Consider the following 20,917-nt stretch of genomic DNA (forward strand, 5'->3'; position numbering starts at 1 on the left):
GCCGTCGGCGGTCCGCGCGGCCAGGTCACCGGCCGCGATGCGGCGCGCGGTCCGCGCCACGCGCCGCAGCCTGCGATGCGGCAGCTCGGCCGCGAGCGCCGTCAGCGGCAGCACGACGCCCAGCGCGAGGACGGAGTACTTCCACATGTGCCGGTCCAGGGCGCGCCGGGTGAGCAGGTCGGAGGTCATGTCGATCGCGATCGCCACCGGCCTGTCCCCGTCCATGCGGGCCGCCCACATCCGCGGGTGGTCGCCGGGGCCGTCGCCGTCGTACCAGGTGGCGTGTCCGGTGCTCGGCCCCGGCCCGTGCCGCAGCCGGTCGAGCAGTTCGGCGGGCATCGCCGCGGGCGAGGTCTCCAGCCCTTCGGGGGGCCCGCCGTCGCGCCGGGCGTCCTCCACGGCGCGGTCCAGCTCCGCCGTGGCCTTCGCCCCCCCGTCGTTCATCGACCGCGCCAGCGTGCTGCGGTGGACCAGCACCCCGACGGTCAGCGCGATCGCGCAGCAGGCCACGGCGACGAGCAGCGTGGTCTTCCAGCGCAGCGAACGCCAGTTGAGCAGGTCGCGTACGGTGTCCACCTCAGCGCCGCAACTTGTAGCCGAAACCGCGGACGGTCTCGATGCGTTCGGCGCCGACCTTCTTCCGCAGCCGCTGCACGCACAGGTCGACCACGCGGCTGTCGCCGTCCCAGCCGTAGTCCCACACGTTGCGCAGCAGGGTGTTCCGGTCCAGCACGACACCGGGGTTCGCGGCGAACTCCAGGAGCAGCCGCAGTTCGGTGGGGGCGAGCGCGACCGGTGTGCCGGCCCGGGACACCTCCAGACCCGCGGTGTCGATCTCCAGGTCACCGAAGACGAGCCGCCCGGGGTCCTGCGGCCGGGCCTGCGGTCCCGCGGGGGGTGGGTCCGACGGCGCCGGAGCGACGGGGGTGAAGGTCGCCCGCCGCAGCAGGGACCGGATCCGGGCCACGAGCACCGCGGTGTCCACGGGTTTGACCACGTAGTCGTCGGCGCCCGCCTCCAGGCCGGAGACCACGTCCAGGGCGTCGCCCCGCGCGGACATCATCAGGATCGGGTCCATGCTGGTCTCCCGGACCCTGCGGCACAGCCCGATCCCGTCCAGGCCCGGCAGCATCACGTCCAGCAGCAGCAGGTCGTGGCGGCCCTCCCGGAACAGTTCGAGGCCGGTCAGGCCGTCCGCGGCCGAGGTGACGCGGTAGCCGTAGCGTTCCAGCGCCATGGAGACCGACCGGCGGATCACCTCGTCGTCCTCGACGAGCAGGACCGCCACGGGCGGCGGGGCGGCCGCCGCCTCTGTCATGGAAACCGACATCTCTTCCCATCGGACGCAGGTACAGGCTCTCCATGATGCGCGAGGCGGATCCGCGCCGGGCATCCGCCGGCGCTCGGCCATGCGTCAACCGTGTATCAGCGGAGCCTTCACGTCACAGCCGCCCCACCACGCTCAGAGGCCCCAGGGTTCACGGCACATGCGGCCCGGTGACGAAGTGACCGTTCCTGTCGTACGGCCAGGCGTTGGAGACGCACCCGTGCAGGCCCTTGATCTGCTGCATCATCACGGGGGCCAGTTGCCCGGGGCCCGCGCACGTCGTGTGCGTGTACTGCAGGAAGTGCCCCATCTCGTGGTTGATGATCAGCGCCCGGTAGTCGTGGATCGACCCTTCGAACGTGGGCGATCCCTCGACCCACCGCTTGAGGTTGACCACGACCCCGCCGGGGACCTCGCAGTTGTACTCGCCCCGGGTGTCCTGCTTGATGCCCGCCCAGCACAGGGCGTCGGCCGTGCCCGCTGTCGCGATGCTCACGGTGAGGTCGGCGGGCTGTCCCGCGCCGACCAACTGGAACGCGTAGGCCGGGTTGTGAGTCCAGCCGCGGGGGGCGGCGAGGATGTCGGCGATCTCCTCGGCCGCCTGGGCCGGCGAGATGTCGAGGCCGGTCTCGACCCTCACCACGTAGCGAAGCGGCCGCGGTCCGCGCCCTACCTTGTCTCCGCCGGCACGCGCGGTGACGAACGTGCCGCTGCCCGTCGCGGGCACGTCGATCTCGGTGGGGGTCGGCTTCGGCTTCGGCTTCGTGCTCGGAGTGGGCGTCGGTGTGGGTGTGGGAGGACGGGAGGGAGTGGGGGTGACCTTCACCACGCTCCGCGGCCGCCGCGCACCGCCCGAGGCGTCGCCGGGCCCTTCGTCCAGGAAGAACGCGGCGGAGCCGAGCAGTCCGCCGACCACCAGCGTGGCGACCAGATAGCCCCTGACCCGGCGGCGCGGACGGCGCCGCCGGCGGCGCGAGGTGCGGTGGCCGCGCGAGGTGCGGTGGCGTCCGGCACGGTGGGATGAATCCATGGCAGCTCAACCTGGTCATCCGAGATGATCGCCATGAGCCCGGCCCATCACGAAACGATAACGAGCGCTCTCCCGGGACCCCCTGCCGATCGGAAGGGCCACCTCGCATCGCGGGTATGACCCTTCTGTAACAGCTCCCGTGAGCTGCCCTTTCCCGGGACGGCCGCCGATCGGGATCTGCTTACACTGGCGAGGTGCCACGAGTCCTGATTGTCGAAGACGACCCAGATGTCCGCAAGGCCGTCCAGTTGGGGCTGCGGCACCAGGGGCACGACGTCTTCGCCGCCGGAACGGGCGAGGAGGGACTGGAACAGCTCCGCCCCTTCCGTCCGGACGTCGTCGTGCTCGACCTGATGCTCCCGGGAATCTCCGGCCTCGACGTGTGCCGGCGCATACGGGAGCGCGACCAGGTGCCGATCATCATGGTCACCGCCAAGGGCGACGACATCGACGTGGTCGTGGGCCTCGAGGCCGGGGCGGACGACTACGTGGTCAAGCCGGTGCAGGCCCGTGTACTCGACGCGCGCATACGCGCCGTGCTGCGCCGGCAGGACGCGTCGGTCTCCGACACCCTCCGGCCCAGGGCCGAGTCGCACGGGGAGCTGGTCGTCGACCGGGCCGGGCTCGTGGTGACACACCGCGGTGAACCCGTCGCGCTCGCCCCCTCCGAACTGCGGCTGCTGCTGACCCTGTCGGCCTCGCCCGGACAGGTCTTCAGCCGCCAGCAACTCCTGGAAGCGGTCTGGGAGCACAGCTACTACGGCGACATACGGCTCGTGGACGCCTGTGTGAAGCGGCTGCGCGGCAAGCTCGGTGAACTGGGCGGCGCCCCCCGGTACATCCAGACCGTACGCGGCTTCGGTTACCGCTTCGGCACCGCGTGAGCCGCCGGGAATCCGCACGGGCGCACCGGGCCGTCCGGGACCGGGAGGCCGCCGCGACGACCGCCGGCGTCCGGGGGCCGAGGTGGACGCGCTTCCACCGGAAGGCCCTGGCGAAGGTCCCTCTTCCGCTGCGGGGGCTGCGCTCACGCCTGGTCGTGGCGTTCGTCCTGGTGACCATGGCCGGCGCCCTCAGCACCGGAGCCGTCACCTTCCGGGAGGCGCGCAGGGGGGTGCTGCAGCAGAGCCAGGACACCGTCATCCGGCAGTTCCGGGCAGGCGTCAACGACCTGGCCGTCAACACCCCCCTGCGGCCGGACCAGTCGGACCTGGAGGTCGCGGTGAACCACGTGCTGCGCGCCAACCAGTCCCAGGGGTGGCGGGTACTGGCCACCTACGGCAACCTCCGCGCCTCCGCACCGAGCGCGGACTTCGACAAGATCACGCCGGAACTGCGCCGCTCCGTCGCGACGAAGCGCGCCGCGGTGTTCCAGCGCGTCGACGACAACGGGCGCCCCTGGCTCGTCGTCGGCATGCCGGTCACCTACACCGACGGCGAGGGCATGGAGTCCAGGCTCTCCGGGCTCGTGATGTACCTGGTCGTGCCGCAGGACACCGAACAGGCCTACGTCCAGGCGATGGTCAGCGCCATCGAGCACGCCACCCTGGTGGCACTGGGCCTCGCCGTCGTCCTGGCGCTGCTGGCCGCGAGCGGTGTGCTCCGTCCCGTACGGGCGTTGCGCGGGGCGACGCGCCTGATGGCCGAAGGGCACCTCGACGTACGGCTGACCGTCAACGGATCCGACGAACTGGCCGACCTCTCGCAGTCCTTCAACCACACCGCGGCCGAACTGGAGCGGTCGGTCGCGGAACTGCGCCGCATGGAGGCGCAGGCACGCCGCTTCGTCGCGGACGTCTCCCACGAACTGCGGACTCCCCTGGCCGCGATGTCTGCGGTCACCGACGTGCTGGACGAGAACGCGCTGCGCCTGGACCGGGAGACCGGCGAGGCGCTGCGGCTGATCAGCGAGGGGACCAGCCGGCTGAGCGTGCTGGTGAACGACCTGATGGAGATCTCCCGCTTCGACGCGGGCGCGGCGGAACTCAACCTGGACGAGATCGACCTGGCCGACTTCGCACAGCACACCCTCGCCGCCCGGGGGTGGCAGGGCCGGGTGGAGACGCATCTGCCCCCGCCCGGCGTGCTCCGGGCCCGGGTGGATCCGCGGCGGCTCGACGTGGTCCTGGCCAACCTGGTGGGCAACGCGCTGCGGCACGGGGAGCCGCCGGTGCGGCTGGCCATGAGCGTAAGGGAGGGTCCCGCGGGCGCGGCGTGGGCCGTCATCGAAGTGACCGACAACGGACCGGGGATCGCCGAGGAAGCCATGCCGCACATCTTCGAACGCTTCTACAAGGCGAACAGCACGCGGGCCAGGAGCGCGAGCAGCGGGCTGGGCCTGGCCATCGCGGCGGAGAACGCGCACCTGCACGGCGGCCGGGTCAGCGCCGCCAACCTGCCCTGGGGGGGCGCGGCGTTCACCGTCGAACTCCCCCTGCACCGCGACTCCGCGCCCGACGGCAGGCCCGCCGACGACGACGCCGGCGCGGGTGCCCGGTGAAGCGCACGCGCCTCGCGGCACTGGTCACCGGCCTCACGGCCGCGCTCACGCTGACGGCCTGCGGGGTCCCCCCGTCCGGCGTCATCGAGGCCGGCGAGGCGGCGACCGGTATGTCCTCCCCCGCCCCGCTGAGCGCGAAGCCCGTCCTCGTCTCCCTCTACTTCCTGGAGGACGGCAAGCTGAGGGCCTACGCGCGCAAGGCGACCGCCCCGGCGAGCGTTCAGGACGCCGTCCGCATGCTGTTCGCCGGGCCGAACGTGGACGAGAGAGCGACCGTCACCACGGAACTGCCCCTTCTGAAGATCGGACCGCAGGTCAAGGCGGGGTCCGGCAGCACCGTCTACGTCCTGCTCCCGGAGGAAGCCACGCCGTTCAGCCACACGGCCATGCTGCAGTTGGCGTGCACGGTGTCCGGTGTCGACGTCACGCTCGCCGCGCTGCCCTCTACGGCCGTGATCGGCGGCACGGGAGGCTCCTCCGAGCCACCGCCCGCCACCGACCCGGGGTCCCCGGCACGCACCGTGCACGCGGTGGGGAACGGCTGGTCGAGGACGCAGACGGCCGGCTCGTGCCCCGAGGCTGCCCGGTAGCCCGGACGGCCTCGGCGGGCGGCGGCGACCGTGCGGCGGCCGCCTTCGTCACCCGCCCTCGAGGTAGTCGATGTAGAGGACGACTGCTGGGACCCTCACGTTCAGGGCGCCGGCGTCGCTCGTCAGTTGCTCGTCGTACGACAGCAACGTGCCGGTGCGCGGGTCGAACACGAGGGTCTGCACCTTCGGAAGGCCACCGTAGGCCGTGGCCACGGAGAAGGCCTCCCCTGATCGGCCCGCACGGTCCGTCACGACCCCGCGGTACTCGACACCCCGCGCGGCGCCCACGACCCGCAGGAGTGCTGCTCGCTGTCGCGGGGAGAAGCTGTTGTCGATGTGGCGCTCGGCGACGGAGTCGAAGAGTTCGCCGGACCCGTGCGTCTCGTAGCCCGCGCGCAGCCAGCGCTCCATTCCAGCGACGCCGGACGGCGGTTCACGGTGGCGGGGATCCGCCGGATCGGCCGGGCCCGTCGAGTCCGACTGCTCCTGCGCCTCACTCCCCAGAGAGCCGCCCTCCTCCCAGATCCTGCGCTGTTCGGCGGTCCGGAACCGCGGTGCCAGCGAGCGGACCCGCCACTTCTCCGATCCGTCCGGCTCCTTCCACGTCACCCTCCGCTCGGGGATGATCGCGGACGTCACCTGGATGCCATCGACGCGGGTCGACAGGGACCAACTGTCCTGTACGAAGCGCTCCGTACCGCCCGCCGGCGAATCATCCGGCAGCTTCTCGACCTTGCGCGCCAGCGCCTCGAGCACGCGCGCGGCCGGTCTGTCCGGGCGGTGGAGTGCCAGCGGCTCCGGTGTCACCGCATGGGCGGGCTGCGCCGTCGGGCCCGGCATCTGGGGGACGACGACAGCGACGGCCGTTGCCGCGGCCGCGACGGTGACGGCAAGCACCCATGTGCGCGGCGCGGAGCGCCGGGGCTCTGCTGCCCGATGCTCGCGCGGGGTCCTCAGGATCCGCTCCAGCAACGCGCCGCGCTCGGATCGGGTCAGCAACTCCGCGCGGCCCGCAACGGGGTCCAGGGCCCGGAAATCATCGTCGGCGTCACGCATCGCGACCACCCCCTGTCGTCTCCGGCAGCATGGTGGCCCGCGTGCCGCGTGACGGCGCCTCGGCCTCCCCGGTCGAGGCCACTCGTCGTCGCAGACGCCTGCGCGCCCGGTGCAGGCGGACCTGGAACGTGGCCGATGTGCACCCGAGGACCCGAGCCGCGTCCTTCGGAGCCAGCTCCTCCCACAACGCCAGTCGCAGTACCTCTCGGTCGCTCTCGCTCAGGCCGTCGAAGGCCTCCGCGAGATGGAGCCGCTCGGCCACGGCCCCGGCGTGGTCCTCGACATGTCGTCCCGGCTGGGCGGCGAGGACCTGCGTCAGTCCCACGTGCCGTTGGTCGGCCCGGTGGACGTTGGCCAGGGTCCGGCGGGCGACCCCGTAGAGCCACGGCAGTGCGTCCGCCACGGGAGCCTCGTCGAACCTGCGCCAGGCGACCAGGAAGACTTCGGCGACCACGTCCCTCGCCCGGTCGGGGTGGATACGGCGACGCACATACGCCTCGACCGCAGCGTAGGTCTCCCTGTACACGCGGGTGAAGCGCTGCTCATCGGTTGTTGTGTCCACATCGCCTCCACCCCTGTCTATGTCCGGTCGCGGCACCTTCTTACAGGTCGCGCCGCGAATCTTTCGGCGGGGGCTGTGAGGGCGGGCGTCTCGGGAGGGCGGTTCCCCGTTTCGCGGGAGACTCAAGTGTCGAGGGTCAGGCGCTGTCTCCGCAGCGCGAACAGTGTCACATGGCTCACACCCCGGCACGGCAACCCTGACAGCCTCTCACCGGTCGACGGCTCTCCGGTCGCACCGCGGAGGCCACCGGAGAAGGGCGCCAATCAACCGTACAGGTAAGGCCGTTGCTGCCCGGGCAATGCCACGCCGGGGTCTCGTCCGGCCCGCGGCGGATCGACGGTCCCCGCCGCCGTCGGCGCTCCGGGGTGCGCCACATCGTCTCCACATGGTTCACAACGAAGAAGCACCACTCTTCACAGCGAATTCAGACGTGCATATGATCACCCAGCCCAGGTGCTTCCAACCCGCCGCGGTTGGCGCCCTTGTACGGCGGAGGGTGATCGTCCTCTGCCCGGACCCTACCCGGGGACACCTTGAAGAGACACCACAGACGCTGGAGCGTGCCGGCCATCGCCGGAGCTTCCGTCCTCGCACTGACGAGCCCCATCACGGCTCAGGCCGCCGCCCCTTCCGGAGTTCCCGCTCCCGCGCGCTCGTCCGCCGCGGACCGTGTGCCCGCCGGTACCCACACCGTCACACTGATCACCGGTGACGTTGTGACGACCAGTCAGGTCGCGCGCGGTGAGGGCCCGCCCGGCGGCACCGTCACCGTCCGTGGCGCGGATGGACTGCCGGCGCGGACGCGCATCCTGACGTCGAACGACGACCTGTACGTCTACCCCGAGTCCGTCCTGCCCTTCCTGGCCCAGGGCACCCTGGACCGGCAGCTGTTCAACATCACGGACCTGATCGCGGACGGTTACGACGACGTGCACCGCGACCGGCTGCCGCTGATCGTCTCCTACACGCAGGCCGGTGCCGCGCGTCGCGCGTCCGCGGTGCCCGAGGGCGCGAAGCGGGTACGGAGCCTCGACAGCATCCAGGGCGCCGCCCTGAGCGCGGACCGCTCCCGCGCGGACGACTTCTGGGAGTCCGTCGCCGGGGCGGCGACCGACGAGGGCGCCCGCACGAAGGACGCCAAGCCGTCCTTCGGTGCCGGGATCTCGCACATCTGGCTCGACGCCCCCATCCACGCCGATCTCGCCGACAGCACCGCGCAGGTCGGTGCCCCGCAGGTCTGGCAGGGCGGCGACACCGGGCAGGGCGTGGACGTCGCCGTCCTCGATTCCGGCGTCGACGCGGGCCACCCGGACCTGGCGGACCGCATCGTGACCCGGCAGAACTTCGTGCCGGAGGAGGACGACACCGACGACCGCGCCGGACACGGCACCCACGTCGCGTCGATCATCGCCGGCACCGGTGCGGCCTCCGGCGGCAAGGAGAAGGGCGTCGCTCCGGGCGCCCGGCTGCGAATCGGCAAGGTGCTCGACCGAACCGGCAGCGGACAGATCTCCTTCGCCCTGGCCGGCATGGAGTGGGCGGCCGTAGACCAGCACGCCAAGATCATCAACATGAGCCTCGGTGCCGGGGTTTCCGACGGAACCGACCCGATGAGCCTGGCCGTGGACCGGCTGAGCGCCCAGACCGGCGCGCTGTTCGTGGTCGCCGCCGGCAACGCGGGCGCACCGGACAGCATCTCCACACCGGGTACAGCCGCTTCGGCACTGACCGTGGGTGCGGTCGACTCCGACGACGCCCTGGCCCCCTTCTCCAGCAGGGGCCCCCGCATCGACGGTGCGCTGAAGCCGGAGATCACCGCCCCCGGCGTCGACATCCTCGCTGCCAACTCCCGGTTCGTGGGCAACGACCAGGGCTCCTACCAGTCGATGAGCGGCACGTCGATGGCCACCCCGCACGTCGCGGGCGCCGCCGCCCTGCTCGCCGCGGCCCACCCGGAGCTCACCGGCAGCCAGTTGAAGGACCTGCTGGCCAGCAGCTCCCGGCAGACCCCGGCGTACGACGCCTTCGAGGCCGGCAGCGGCCGGCTCGACGTCGCGGCGGCGGCGATGGCCGGAGTCTTCGCCTCGGCGACCGCCTACGCCGCCCAGGACGAGGACGAAGGCGCCCTCCGGCGTCCGGTGACGTACACCAACATCACGGACGCGCCGGTCGCGCTCACGCTGTCCGTCGACGCGCCGCAGGCGCCGGCCGGGATGTTCCTTCTGTCGGCCTCCCGCGTCGTCGTTCCGGCGCACGGCACCGCCGAGGTCACGGTGGCGATCGACGGCTCCGCGGGCACCGCCGAGAACCACTACTCGGGCCAGGTGCTCGCGACGGACTCGGCGGGCAGGGCCGTGGCGCACACCGCCGTCTCCCTCGGCTTCGCCACGATGCACACGCTGACGCTGACGTTCAAGGACTCCGAGGGCGATCCCACGTTCGGCGACGTCTGGTTGCTCAGGGCGGGCGACAAGGACCCCCTCCTGATCGGCGTCGGCCCCTCCGGCACCGGGGAGTTCCTCGTGCCCGACGACGTGTACTCGGTGCTCTCCTTCCAGGAGGTCCAAGGCGTCGGCGGTCCGCACTCCAAGGGCCTGGCCCTGCTCGGTGACCCCGACGTCATGGTGGACCGTGACACCACGGTCACGTTCGACGCCACCAAGGCCGAGCGCATCGACATGACCACCCCGCAGCGCAGCGACGTGACGTTCCAGAAGCTGGGCTACAACCGTGTCATGAACGGCGTCAGGTCGGGTCTGTCGGCCGACAGCGTGTACTACGACAGCATCTGGGCGCAGCCCACCACCCACAAGGTGACCCACGGGGACTTCCGGCTGACCGCCCGGTGGCGCGGCGAGAAGCCTGCGCTGGCCGTCTCCACCCGCACGACCGAGTTCACCGGCATCCTGCGCCAGGAGGGCATCACCCCGCTGGCCGCAGGCACCTACAAGCTGCCGCTGGTCTTCGCCGGCCAGGGGTCGAGCACGGAATTCGCCGGCCTCGACGCACGCGGCAAGGCCGTGGTGGTCCGCCACAGCGACGACGGTGTCAACGAGTTCGACCAGGCGGCCAACGCGATCGCCGCGGGCGCGAAGCTCATGCTGGTCGTGGAGAGCGGCTACGGCCGCCCACTGCGCTCCTACGCGCCGCTGGGCGAGCGGCCCATCCCGCTCGACGTCGGCCTCCTCGGTACCGAAGCGGGCGAGGAGCTCATCCGGCAGGTCAAGGGTGGCGCTGCCAAGGTCACCGTGGACTCCGAGACGGCGAGCCCGTACGTGTACGACCTCGCGCACGCCTGGCACAACGAGATCCCCTCGAAGATGGCGGTCAAGGGCGATACCAAGAACCTGGCCCGGATCGACGTCGACTTCGCGAGCCCGAAGCACGACGTGGCCGCCGGCGAGTTCCGCTTCGAGTGGCTCGACGGCGTCGACTGGTCCTCCGGCCCCCTCATGCCGGAGCCCGCGAACGGGAAGCGGACCGACTGGGTGTCCACCACCGGCGTCAGCTGGCACCAGCAGGCATACGTCCAGTACCTGGGCTTCGAGGAGGGAGCCAAGGCCGCCTACCAGGCCGGCAGCAGGCAGTCCGAGGAGTGGTTCAAGCCGATCCAGCGCCCCTTCCTGAACGACACCTTCTTCAACAACCTGCCGCCCAGCCGCAACGGCGACCAGCTGTACATCGACATCCCGGCCTGGGGCAGCCGGGACCACGTCGGATGGAACCAGGACCCGGCCGGAACCCAGCAGCAGACCCTGTACCAGGGCACCGAGCAGCTGGGCCAGGGGAGCTTCACGACCGTCTGGGGCGACGCCCCCAGCGCCCGCAAGCTGCCGTACAAGCTGGTCGTCACCGGTGAGCGCGACGTGCCGTACACCCCGTACTCCTCCCGCACCCACACCGAGTGGGACTTCACGTCGGCGAAGCCGACCGACGGCGTCACCGTGGTGCTGCCGCTGGTGCAGCTCGACTACCGGATCGGCACCGACGCGGCGGGGCGTGCCGGGCGGCACGACGGCCTCTCCGTCACCGCCGCGCACCTGTCGGGCGCCAGTCTTGCCGGCAAGATCGGCGCGGTCGGCCTGGAGCTGTCCTACGACGACGGCCGGACGTGGCACAAGGCCGCCCGCGGCAGTGACGGGCGGTTCCGCCTGGACGCCCCGGGCAAGGCGTCCTTCGTGTCGCTGCGAGCGAGCGCGAAGGACGATGCGGGCAACTCGGTGAAGCAGACCGTGATCCGGGCCTTCGGCCTGGGCTGAGGCGCGGCCGTTGCCGGGACCCGCGACAAGCAGGCCGGTCCGTCCGCGGTGGTACGTCCACCGCGGACGGACCGGCCGCCGTCACAGGCTCGCCGGAGCCGCTTCCCGGCCGTCGAGCGGTCCGCCGGCGGGGATGTCCAGCCGTTCCGCCACGGAGGATAGGGCGGTTCCCAGCGGGAGCGCGACCCGGGTGAGGGCGTGGCGGTCGCCGCGGGTCGCGTCCCGGTTGACGATCAGTACCGGCTTGCCCGCCTCGGCGGCCTGACGGACGAACCGCAGCCCGGACATCACCGTCAGTGAGGAGCCCAGGACCAGCAGCGCGGCCGCCCCCCGGACCAGCTCGCGGCAGTGCTCGACCCGCCGGGGCGGTACGGATTCGCCGAAGAACACCACGTCCGGCTTGAGCACGCCGCCGCAGACCGTGCAGGGCACGACGTGGAAGTCCCCCACCTGGTCGTCGGTGAGGTCGGCGTCGCCGTCCGGGTTGATGCCCGCCGCCACCGGCTCGAAGCCCGCGTTGGCCTCCTCCAGCCGCCGGGCGAGTTCCCCGCGCGGACTGAAGTCACCGCAGGAGAGGCAGACGACCCGGGCGAGGCTTCCGTGGAGTTCGACGACGCCCTCGCTGCCGGCGGCCTGGTGCAGGCCGTCGACGTTCTGGGTGATCACTCCCGAGAGCAGGCCGTGCCGTCCGAACGCGGCCACCGCCCGGTGCCCGGCGTTGGGGCGGGCGCGGCCGAAGGTGCGCCACCCGAGGTGGCTGCGTGCCCAGTACCGCCGCCGGGCCTGGACGCTGCCGACGAAGTCCTGGTAGGTCATCGGGGTGTGCCGGCTCAGGCTCCCGCCCTCGCCCCGGTAGTCGGGGATGCCCGACTCCGTGGAGATGCCCGCGCCGGTGAGCACCAGCACTCCGCCGCCGCCCAGCGCGTCGGCGACGGGCCCCAGGTCCGTGGTGCCCGGCGGGAGGTCCTCGGTGGGGGTCCAGCTCAAGGTGGGGCGCATGCGCATGCCGCAAGAGTACGCAACGGCCCTTCCTCACCCGTGGTGCCCTGTGTGCGCCCGGTCCCCGCGCCGTAGGTCCCCTGCACCACCGGCACCGGGACGGCGGAGGGCCCGTACGGCCCGGGCGGCAGGTCGCGTTCCCGATACCCGGACGCCGGATCCCGCACTTCACTGCTCGCGCACGCAGCTCTCGTGAGGGCCTCCCGGCCCCGCGAAGCGCACGTCGCCGAAGCCCCGCCCTCAGGCGTGCCGCACCGAAAGGGACCCCGCATGCCCCACACGCCCGACGTCGCCGTCGCCTCCTACTCCTCGACCGGCACCATCCACCGTCTCGCGGAGACCGTCGCCGCCGGCGCGGCCGAGGCGGGAGCCGACGTACGGCTTCTGCGCGTCGCCGAACTCGCGCCCCAGGCGGGTTCGCCGGCTCCCGCTTCGCCGCCGCCTCAGCTCAGGAGGCGGGCGACCTCCGCGGGATGGGCGAGGTGCGGGAAGTGGCCGCTGGCGGGCAGGACGCTGATCGTGACGTCGGGCAGGGCGCGGGAGAGCCAGGCGCGGTACTCCGGATCGGGCTCGGCGCCGGTGACGTAGTGGTACGGAGTGCCCTGGGACGCGATGCGCGCCAGCCGGCCGGCGTTGCGCTCGTCCAGCGTCGCGGGCGGGGTGGTCAGCAGCTCGTCCCAGTAGGACAGCAGCAGTTCCTTCGGGGGGACCGCGTCGGGCCGGGCGAGGGCGCGGGCCTCGGGCGGCAGGCCGTCGATGCCCATGCGGCCGAGCAGGCCGTCCCAGAGGGTGCCGTACCCGGGGCCGCGCAGCACATCGCCGCTGCGCTGCAGCATGCCGGCGAAGCCGCCGACACGCAGGGTCTGGTCGATGTTGACGACGCCGCGCGCCGGGTGGGCCGCGGCGTACGCCGTGGCGATGGCGCCGCCGATGGAGTGCCCCACCACGACCGGCCTGGTCAGACCCGCTTCGGTCACGGCCCGGTGCACCACGGCGGCGACGTCGTCGAGCCCGTGGCGGTCCAGCGACGGCGACTGCCCGTGTCCGGGCAGGTCGACGACCAGGACCTCCCGCGCGGGGTCGACGGCCTCGAGTTCGCGCAGCAGCGGACCCCACCGGTGACGGTCGTAGCTCAGTCCGTGGAGCAGGACGAGCGGTGGCCGGCCGTCCGGCCCGCCGCGGCGCTCCGCCCACAGACCCGCGTATGTCGAGGGTGCTCCGCCGTCACTCATGTGGTGTGTCCTTCCTGGGGTGCGTGCCGTACACACCAGGAGGCGTAGCCCCGGGGGGAACGATCCGTTCGTGGCGGGCGTCACACCTGCCAGCGCCCGGGACCGCCGGGTGCCGGCTGGTACCGCATGAGGCGGCCCGTGCGCAGGGACGCCCGCAGGTGGGCGCCGGCGAGCGGGGCGGCGGCCTCGATACGCCGCACGGTCCCCCACAGGGCCCGCGTGGCGCCGACCCGGGCGCGTTCCGCCTCGTCGCCGTGGGCCCGGGGTCGGCCGCCGAGGCCGGCGGAGCGCCGCAGCTCGGCGAGGAGCGCTCCGCGCTCGGCCTGTACGGCCGCGGCGGCGTCCACGTCCCCGGCCCGGTCGGCCGCGTCGAGCCGTTCGTCGAGTGCGTCGAGCCGCCGTCGGTAGGCGGCGCGGGCCGTGTCGTCCAGCAGCGGATCGGCAGGCGGGGCCGCCAGACCGGAACCTCCCGCCACCAGGTCGAGGGCGGGGATCTCCTGGCCGGGCGCCGCCAGCAGCGCGCGCAGATAGCGGGGGCCCCGCCCGTCGGGTATCCGGGCCGACTCGCCGTCGGCCCGGAGCCGCCAGTCGCGTCCGTCGAGCACCCAGTGCCAGGCGCCGCCGGAGGGGGCGGGCGGCCGCAGGGCGCGGAGCAGGCCGTCCATGCCGAGGCGCTCGGCGATCGACCGGGCCTCCTTCGCGTCCTGCGCAGCCCTTTCCCGGTCCGCGGTACCGTCGCGCCGGGTCAGGACCTGTGCCCGTGCCGCCAGGGTCAGCGCGAGCCAGGGAAGGGCGCCGAGCCGGCGGGACAGCTCCTCGGCGGCGTCCAGATGGCCGACGGCTGCCGCGGGCCGGTCGAGGCGTGCCGCCAGGCGGCCCAGGTAGTCGTCGACGGGGCCGGTGATCGTGTTGGCTCCGCCCCACACCACCAGCCGTCCCCGGTAGGGCAGCAGCGCCTCGTACAGGGCGGCGGCCGCCGCCGGGCTCCCGATGCGTGCGGCGACGGCCGCCAGGTCGGCGAGCGCGCCGGTCCAGCGCGGCCCGGTGCCGGAGAGGACTTCGGGCAGCAGCCGTTCCAGTTCCAGTCCGGCTTCGACGTCGCGGCCCGCCTCCAGCATCGCCCGGGCCGCCGTGGCCTCGAAGTAGTGGCCGGGCAGCCTGCGGGCCATCCGCTGCCAGGGTTCGACGGGGGCTTCGGTCCGGCCGCGTAGGACGGCCAGCTGGTGGCGTACCGAGCCGACCAGCCGCTCGGTGTCGCGCACCCCCGCCCTGTTCCCGGCGGCGAGCACCTCGTCGGCCAGTGCCTCCGCCTCGTCGAACCGACCGCGGACGGTGGCGAGCATCGCCTGCCGGGCGAGTGCCACCACGCGTGCGTCGGTGTGCCCGGCCTGCTCCGCGGAGCGCGCGTACACCCCGAGCGCCGCCTCGGCAGCCGCGAGGTCACCGGCCTCGGCGTGCGCCACGAAGCGCCAGAACAGGCCGCGGCTCTCGGCCGCCGCGTCACCCGCCCGGCGGGCCCGGGCGACGATCTCCTCGGCGGTGGCCAGGCGTTCGGCGGTGGCGGCCGGGTCCCACAGCGCGTGCAGCCGGCTGTCCAGGACCTCGGCGACGGTCCCCGGTTCGCCGGACGCGCGGGCCAGGCCGAGCGCGGTGTCCGCGAGGTCACGGCGGCGCGCCACGGCTGTGCTGTCGGCGAGCAGTTCGCGCGCGAGACGTGCCAGTACGCGGGCGCGTACCGCGGGGGCGAGCGGCCGCTCGGCGGCCGCCTCCAGCACGCGGACGAGACCGAGGTCGAGTTCGAGGAACTGCGCCCGCGAGGGGGCGGTCAGCGCCAGGTGCGCCACCGGGTCCACGTCCGCGCCGAGGCCCCTCAGCCGTTCTGCCAGCGACAGCGCGGGGCCGGGGAGCCCTCCGGAGACCAGCCACAGGGCGTGGACGGCGTCCGGCGGCAGGCCGGGCACGAGCACGGCGAACTCGGTGCCCGGCAGTCCGCCCAGCCTCAGCTCGGTGCCGTCCCCCGTGTGCTCCCGCAGGGCGGCCAGCAGTGCCCGCGGCCCCGGGGGCGCCGCGGAGTCCGGCGCCAGCTCGGACGCGGGCTCGGACGCGGGCTCGATGCCGGCCGATCCGGAGTCGGCCAGAAGCAGAACGGGCTCGCCCGGCCGGTACGGAGTGACGGGAGGCACGGACAGCGCGCGGTCCCCGGTGTACTCGACCCGGATGCCGCGCCGGGCTGCCAGCTCCGCCGCGGCGGCCAGCAGCGCGGTCTTCCCGGCCCCCGGCGGCCCGGTGACGACGATGCGCCCGCCGAGCCCGGCTCGCAGCCGGTCGAGGAGGGCCCCGATCTCTGAAAGCTCCTGGTCACGGCCGATGAGGGACACGCCCCAGCCTAACCGGGGCCGCGGTGGGTGCCGCGGGCCGCCGCCGGTGGCGGGAAGGACCGGCCCCGTCAGACCTGCACGGTGCCGCCGTCGACGAAGAGTTCCGTGCCGGTGACGAAGCGGCTCTGGTCGGAGGCGAGGAAGAGGACGACGTCGGCGACGTCGTCCGGCTCGCCGATGCGTCCGAGCGGGCTGCCCCCGGCACCACGCTCAGACGCCGTAGACCCGTTCGGGGCGCACCATGACGGCCGCCCGGCGGTCGGCGGCCATGACCCTGTCGTATTCGTCCCAGTCGTCATGGGTGCCGCCGGCCGCGGTGAAGATCTGCCGGAGCAGCAGACGCGTGCCGTCCGCGTCGAGCGCCGGATGCGGGTCGTCGGGGCCGATGATCTCGGCGTCCCCTTCCACCGTCAGCCAGTTCCACCCCGAGCGCACGCACACGGCGAGCCGGGGGCGCTCCCTGAGGTTGCCGAGCTTGACCCTGCCGTAGGTCACGAACGCCACCACGTCGGCGTCGGCGAGCGGATGCCGCATGACTCCGAGGTTGACCACGGAGGACTGGATGCTCCCGTCGGCTCGGAGCGTCGACACCGCGCCGAGGCCCTGTTCGGCGCGGGCGAGCTCCGCGAAGTCGTTCAACGTTGCCACTCGGTTCCCCTGCCGGTCTCGGGCGTGGGCCGCGGAGGCGACCCGCGCGAGCACCCACGACGTGTGTCGTCGGCACCACGATGACACGTCATCACGGAGCGCACCCGGCGGCGTCCGGGGAGCAGAGCACCGGGCTGGTTCCCGAGTTGCAGGGTGATCTAACGCCCCATAGCGTCTCGTCTCGTCGCAATGCCCTCACCTCGGCCCATCGGATCGGCTGCCACCCGCACTCCCCGGGTCAGGGCGATTCCGTGCCGCCTTCCCCGCAGTCACCGATGAGGGGCGCGCACGCCAACGAGACTTCCCTCCCGGGAACCGGGACGACCGGAGATCTGCCATGCCCGACTTTTCCAGTCTGCTTTCTCGGCGAAAGATCCTGCTCTCCTCCGCCGCCGCGATGACGGCGGCGACCACAGGGGCGTTCGGCTTGGCCTCCCGGACTCCGGGGGCCGCGAAGGAGACGGAGGCGGCGGCGGACGCCGCGGGCATCCGGCCCTTCCGCGTCGACATCCCGGAGGCGGACGTCGCCGAGCTCCTCCGGCGCGTCAACGCCACACGCTGGCCCGACCGCGAGACCGTCCCCGACCAGTCCCAGGGCGTCCAGCTGGCGACGATGCAGAAGCTGGCGCGCTACTGGGGCAAGGACTACGACTGGCGGAGGATCGAGACGAAGCTCAACTCCCTTCCGCAGTACAAGACCAGGATCGACGGGCTCGACATCCACTTCATCCACGTCCGGTCCCGCCACAAGGACGCCCTGCCGATGATCCTGACCCACGGCTGGCCGGGATCCGTCCTGGAGTTCCTGAAGGTCATCGACCCCCTCACCAACCCCACCGCCCACGGCGGCCGCGCGCGGGACGCGTTCCACCTCGTCATCCCCTCGATGCCCGGCTACGGCTTCTCCGAGCGGCCCACCACCACCGGCTGGAACCCCAGCCGCATCGCCCGGGCCTGGGCCGTGCTGATGCGGCGCCTGGGGTACACGCGTTACGTCTCCCAGGGCGGCGACTGGGGCGCGGTCGTGTCGGACAAGATGGCGGCGCAGAAGCCCCCCGGGCTGATCGGCATCCACGTCAACATGCCGGCCACCGTTCCGCCGGACATCGCCAAGAAGCTCGCCTGCGGCGACCCGACCCCGGCCGGGCTGTCCGCCGACGAGAAAGCCGCGTACGACAAGCTCAACGCCTTCTACAAGACGGGTTCCGGCTACTCGGCGATGATGGTCACCCGCCCGCAGACCGAGGGGTACGGGCTGACGGACTCCCCCGCCGGGCTGGCCGCCTGGATGTACGACAAGATCGCCGCCTGGACCGACAGCGACGGCGACCCGCTGCGGGTGCTCACCAAGGACGAGATCCTCGACGACGTCAGCCTCTACTGGCTGACCAACACCGCGGTCTCCTCCTCGCGCCTGTACTGGGAGAACAACGCCAACAACTTCAACGCCGTGTCGGTGTCCATCCCCGCGGCCATCACGGTGTTCCCCGGCGAGATCTACCAGGCGCCGCTGAGCTGGGCCGAAAGCGCCTACCACGACCTCATCTACTACAACAAGGCTCCTCGCGGCGGGCACTTCGCGGCCTGGGAGGTCCCCGATATCTTCACCCGGGAACTGCGTGCCGCGTTCTCGGCCCTGCGCGACCCCGGAGCACCCGGCAAGTAGCGGAGGGGAAGCGGTCGTGTCCGAGCGCTTCGATCCCTGTCCCGGCCCGACCACGGCGATCGCCTCGGCGGGACGCCGCTCGATGCCCCGTGGCATCACCGGCGGATCGGCGGCGGGGGCCATGTGCGGCCTCGCGGTGGCTCATCACCGCGAGGCCGCGTCCCCATGATCCGAGCAAAAGGCGTCCCCACACCCGCAAAACTTGCTCGGGCAAACAAGTAGAACATTGAACATAAATACGGGCAAGTAGCTTGATCGGCCATCAACTCTTGAAGGCGACGTGCGTCCCCGGTGAGGTGGACCGCGTCCGTTCCGTCCGCCCGCCGTGTACGGAATGGTCCAGCCTGCGCGGCGGCGCTCGCGTCGGGGCCGGTACGGCCGCACCACGCCCGGTGCCGTCTGCCGCGCCATCGCCCGGCGCACCGCGGGCGCACCGTCCGCGCGGGCACGGCTCTCCCGGCGGGAGCGAGGTCGCGGCCGTGGACGCCCGTGCCGGTTAGCATCGCGGACACCACTGCCGGACGAACGGAGTTCACCTGTGGGCCACCTGCGCGTCGGGGTCGCCGTCCTGACCATGGGCGACCGGCCCGCCGAACTCGACGCGCTGCTGGCCTCGGTCGCCGCGCAGGACCTGCCGGCGGCCCGCGTCGTCGTGGTGGGCAACGGGTCGCCGCTGCCGGCGCTGCCGGACGGGGTGACCCGGGTGGAACTGCCGGAGAACCTGGGGGTGGCGGGCGGTCGCAACGTCGCTCTGCAGCGACTGCGCCAGTACGGGGACGTCGACCTCGTGGTCGACCTCGACGACGACGGGCTGCTGGTCACGACCGACGTCTTCCGGCGGCTGGCCGAGCTGTACCGCGGTGACGAGCGGCTGGGCATCGTGTCGTTCCGGATCGCGGACGAACTCGGGAGGACCCAGCGCCGCCATGTGCCGCGGCTGGTCGCGTCGGACCCGATGCGCGGAGGGCTGGTGACGACGTTCCTCGGCGGCGGGCACGGGTTGTCGATGCGGATGCTGGAGGAGATCGGCGGCTGGCCGGACGCCTTCTTCTACGCCCACGAGGAGACGGACCTGGCGTGGCGGGCGCTGGACGCGGGCTGGCGGATCCGGTACGCGCCGGAGCTGGTGCTGCAGCACCCGTGGACGTCGCCGACGCGGCATGCGGTGTTCTACCGGTTGGTGGCGCGCAACCGCGTGTGGCTGGCCAAGCGGCATCTGCCCGCCCCGTTGATCCCCGCGTACCTGGGGGTGTGGGCGGTGCTCACGGTGCTCAGGCGGCCCTCGCCGGAGGGGCTCCGGGCCTGGTGGGGCGGCTTCCTGGAGGGTGTGCGCACGCCGTGCGGCGCACGGCGCCCCATGCGGTGGCGCACCGTTGCGCGGATGACCGCCCTGGGCAGGCCTCCGGTGGTGTGAGCCGTGGAGCCCGAGCCGGGCCCGGCCGCTCCGTGTGATGTGATCGCAGGGGGCCCGCGACAGGCCCTCCGCCACACACCCGACAGGAAAGGTGCGTCATGAACGATCGGGTCAGTCCCGCCCGCCGCCCCGGTGCGGTCAGCGTCCTCGGGGGCCCCACCACGGTGATCGACATCGGGGGGCTGCGCCTGGTGGCGGACCCCACGTTCGACGATCCGGGCGATCACGGGTACCTCACCAAGACCGCGGGGCCCGCCGTCGGCGAGGACGCCCTCGGACCGGTGGACGCCGTCCTCGTCAGCCACGACCTGCACCCCGACAACCTGGACACCCGGGGCCGCGCCTTCGCCCTCGCATCGCCCCTCGTGCTGACCGGCCCCGCGGCCGCGCGGCGCCTGGGCACCCCGGCCCAGGGGCTGCCGGCCTGGGAGAGCGTGACGCTTCCCCGCCCCTCGGGGGGCACCGTCACCGTCCACGCCGTCCCCGCCCAGCACGGGCCCGACGACGGTGAGCGCGACGAGCAGGGGCATGTGAACTGCGAGGTCACCGGCTTCGTCCTGACGGGGGAAGGGCTTCCCACCGTCTACGTCAGCGGTGACAACGCCTCGCTCGCGGTGGTGGCGGAGATCGCCCGCCGCATGCCGCCCGTGGACGTGGCCGTCCTGTTCGTGGGCGCGGCGCGCGTTCCGTCGAAGATGCGCGGCCGGCCGCTGACGCTCACCGCGCAGCGGGCCGGCGCCGCCGCCTCGGTCCTGGGGTCGCCGGTGGTCGTGGCCGCCCACTGCGACGGATGGGCGCACTTCAGCGAGACCCGCTCCGACATCGAGCGGGCCTTCGACGACGCCGGCCTCGCCGGGCACCTGCGCACCGCGGGCAATGGCGAGTGGATCGACCTGAGCCACTCGGTCACGGTGCGCTGACCGCCGGTACGGAGGCGTCTGACTTTAAATCCCACATTTAGCTCTGGTAGCTTCTGCCCCGGGCAGCGGGACCGGCCGGACCGGTTAAGACGACCGGTCGCTTTCATCCTGGGCGACCCGGTCGAGCCGCTACGGGCAGTGCGGCAGCCGGCGGCCTGTTCCGCTGTCCCCCAGGGTCCGCCACGGGGCGGGCCGCGTCGGACGGGCCCGCCCGGGAGAGCCCCGGAGTAATCGCGGAAAGACTCGGGCGGTGGTGTCGAGAACCCGCGGCCGGCTCCGTCCCCGTGGTGAAGGCGGCCACAATGGGGTCGCACCGGCACCAAGGAGAGCCACGAT

At 72.9% G+C, this 20,917-nt stretch carries 16 protein-coding genes and 1 pseudogene; 7 read left to right on the plus strand and 10 right to left on the minus strand.

The genetic code is table 11. The features are described from left to right. From PV342_RS39830 to PV342_RS39840, 3 genes and pseudogenes are all read right to left on the minus strand, one after another. Positions 1–576 (minus strand): annotated as a pseudogene (locus tag PV342_RS39830) (two-component sensor histidine kinase); the annotation flags it as partial. A gap of 1 nt (position 577) precedes the next feature. Further along, complete coding sequence (gene cseB, locus PV342_RS39835) at positions 578–1,318, minus strand: two-component system response regulator CseB (RefSeq protein WP_400806975.1); 741 nt, start codon at positions 1,316–1,318, stop codon at positions 578–580. 160 nt (positions 1,319–1,478) lie between these two features. After that, complete coding sequence (locus PV342_RS39840) at positions 1,479–2,357, minus strand: DUF3152 domain-containing protein (protein WP_500321043.1); 879 nt, start codon at positions 2,355–2,357, stop codon at positions 1,479–1,481. A 194-nt stretch (positions 2,358–2,551) separates the two neighbouring features. On the opposite strand from PV342_RS39840, the gene PV342_RS39845 reads away from it, so the two are divergent. From PV342_RS39845 to PV342_RS39855, 3 genes are read left to right on the plus strand one after another with little or no spacing between them, the layout of a single operon-like run. Further along, positions 2,552–3,241 carry a response regulator gene (locus PV342_RS39845; protein WP_329189665.1) on the plus strand — a complete coding sequence of 230 codons (690 nt, stop codon included), beginning with the start codon at positions 2,552–2,554 and terminating at the stop codon, positions 3,239–3,241. Further along, complete coding sequence (locus PV342_RS39850) at positions 3,238–4,857, plus strand: sensor histidine kinase (RefSeq protein WP_400806979.1); 1,620 nt, start codon at positions 3,238–3,240, stop codon at positions 4,855–4,857. The genes PV342_RS39845 and PV342_RS39850 overlap by 4 nt, the downstream gene beginning before the upstream one ends. Beyond that, positions 4,854–5,447 (plus strand): hypothetical protein, encoded by a 594-nt coding sequence (locus PV342_RS39855; protein ID WP_400806980.1) that lies wholly within the window; start codon positions 4,854–4,856, stop codon positions 5,445–5,447. Before PV342_RS39850 ends, PV342_RS39855 begins: the two co-directional genes overlap by 4 nt. Before the next feature lie 48 nt (positions 5,448–5,495). Here the strand turns inward: PV342_RS39855 and PV342_RS39860 are convergent, their stop codons facing one another. Continuing rightward, on the minus strand, positions 5,496–6,503 hold the full coding sequence (locus tag PV342_RS39860) for a CU044_5270 family protein (RefSeq protein ID WP_500321045.1): 1,008 nt from the start codon (positions 6,501–6,503) through the stop codon (positions 5,496–5,498). Further along, positions 6,496–7,065, minus strand: coding sequence for an RNA polymerase sigma factor (locus PV342_RS39865; protein WP_400806985.1), 570 nt, complete (start codon positions 7,063–7,065; stop codon positions 6,496–6,498). The genes PV342_RS39860 and PV342_RS39865 overlap by 8 nt, the downstream gene beginning before the upstream one ends. Before the next feature lie 716 nt (positions 7,066–7,781). Between PV342_RS39865 and PV342_RS39870 the strand changes: the two genes are divergently transcribed. After that, on the plus strand, positions 7,782–11,324 hold the full coding sequence (locus PV342_RS39870; protein ID WP_400806987.1) for a S8 family peptidase: 3,543 nt from the start codon (positions 7,782–7,784) through the stop codon (positions 11,322–11,324). Between the two features lie 81 nt (positions 11,325–11,405). On the opposite strand, the gene PV342_RS39875 is transcribed toward PV342_RS39870, so the two are convergent. The 5 genes from PV342_RS39875 to PV342_RS39895 form a co-directional block, all read right to left on the minus strand. Next, positions 11,406–12,329, minus strand: a complete 924-nt coding sequence (locus tag PV342_RS39875) for an NAD-dependent protein deacetylase (protein WP_500321048.1) — start codon at positions 12,327–12,329, stop codon at positions 11,406–11,408. Positions 12,330–12,766: 437 nt separating this feature from the next. After that, positions 12,767–13,555, minus strand: a complete 789-nt coding sequence (locus PV342_RS39880) for an alpha/beta fold hydrolase (protein ID WP_500321049.1) — start codon at positions 13,553–13,555, stop codon at positions 12,767–12,769. 80 nt (positions 13,556–13,635) lie between these two features. Continuing rightward, positions 13,636–15,933, minus strand: coding sequence for an AAA family ATPase (locus PV342_RS39885; protein WP_500321050.1), 2,298 nt, complete (start codon positions 15,931–15,933; stop codon positions 13,636–13,638). 68 nt (positions 15,934–16,001) lie between these two features. Continuing rightward, positions 16,002–16,232 carry an SDR family oxidoreductase gene (locus PV342_RS39890; protein WP_386996762.1) on the minus strand — a complete coding sequence of 77 codons (231 nt, stop codon included), beginning with the start codon at positions 16,230–16,232 and terminating at the stop codon, positions 16,002–16,004. Then, a complete protein-coding gene (locus PV342_RS39895) occupies positions 16,144–16,581 on the minus strand; it encodes a TIGR03618 family F420-dependent PPOX class oxidoreductase (RefSeq protein ID WP_361014145.1) in 438 nt (145 codons plus the stop codon). Before PV342_RS39895 ends, PV342_RS39890 begins: the two co-directional genes overlap by 89 nt. A gap of 337 nt (positions 16,582–16,918) precedes the next feature. On the opposite strand from PV342_RS39895, the gene PV342_RS39900 reads away from it, so the two are divergent. From PV342_RS39900 to PV342_RS39910, 3 genes are all read left to right on the plus strand, one after another. Continuing rightward, the gene (locus tag PV342_RS39900) at positions 16,919–18,247 is read left to right on the plus strand and encodes an epoxide hydrolase family protein (protein WP_386996765.1); all 1,329 of its coding nucleotides are present in this window, start codon (positions 16,919–16,921) and stop codon (positions 18,245–18,247) included. A gap of 538 nt (positions 18,248–18,785) precedes the next feature. Next, positions 18,786–19,661: a glycosyltransferase family 2 protein gene (locus tag PV342_RS39905; RefSeq protein ID WP_500321053.1), complete on the plus strand. Its 876-nt coding sequence runs from the start codon at positions 18,786–18,788 to the stop codon at positions 19,659–19,661. Positions 19,662–19,759: 98 nt separating this feature from the next. Continuing rightward, positions 19,760–20,581: an MBL fold metallo-hydrolase gene (locus PV342_RS39910; RefSeq protein WP_400806996.1), complete on the plus strand. Its 822-nt coding sequence runs from the start codon at positions 19,760–19,762 to the stop codon at positions 20,579–20,581. The last annotated feature ends 336 nt before the right edge of the window (positions 20,582–20,917 follow it).

The organism is Streptomyces sp. PA03-3a (assembly GCF_033792735.1).
GTDB lineage: Bacteria > Actinomycetota > Actinomycetes > Streptomycetales > Streptomycetaceae > Actinacidiphila.

What these genes read in the sequence shown, in the direction of transcription:
- cseB (WP_400806975.1), bottom strand. Translation starts at nt 1,318, where the DNA reads ATGACAGAGGCGGCGGCCGCCCCGCCGCCCGTGGCGGTCCTGCTCGTC.
- PV342_RS39860 (WP_500321045.1), bottom strand. Translation starts at nt 6,503, where the DNA reads ATGCGTGACGCCGACGATGATTTCCGGGCCCTGGACCCCGTTGCGGGC.
- PV342_RS39910 (WP_400806996.1), top strand. Translation starts at nt 19,760, where the DNA reads ATGAACGATCGGGTCAGTCCCGCCCGCCGCCCCGGTGCGGTCAGCGTC.
- PV342_RS39880 (WP_500321049.1), bottom strand. Translation starts at nt 13,555, where the DNA reads ATGAGTGACGGCGGAGCACCCTCGACATACGCGGGTCTGTGGGCGGAG.
- PV342_RS39840 (WP_500321043.1), bottom strand. Translation starts at nt 2,357, where the DNA reads ATGGATTCATCCCACCGTGCCGGACGCCACCGCACCTCGCGCGGCCAC.
- PV342_RS39890 (WP_386996762.1), bottom strand. Translation starts at nt 16,232, where the DNA reads ATGACGACTGGGACGAATACGACAGGGTCATGGCCGCCGACCGCCGGG.
- PV342_RS39900 (WP_386996765.1), top strand. Translation starts at nt 16,919, where the DNA reads ATGCCCGACTTTTCCAGTCTGCTTTCTCGGCGAAAGATCCTGCTCTCC.
- PV342_RS39875 (WP_500321048.1), bottom strand. Translation starts at nt 12,329, where the DNA reads ATGCGCATGCGCCCCACCTTGAGCTGGACCCCCACCGAGGACCTCCCG.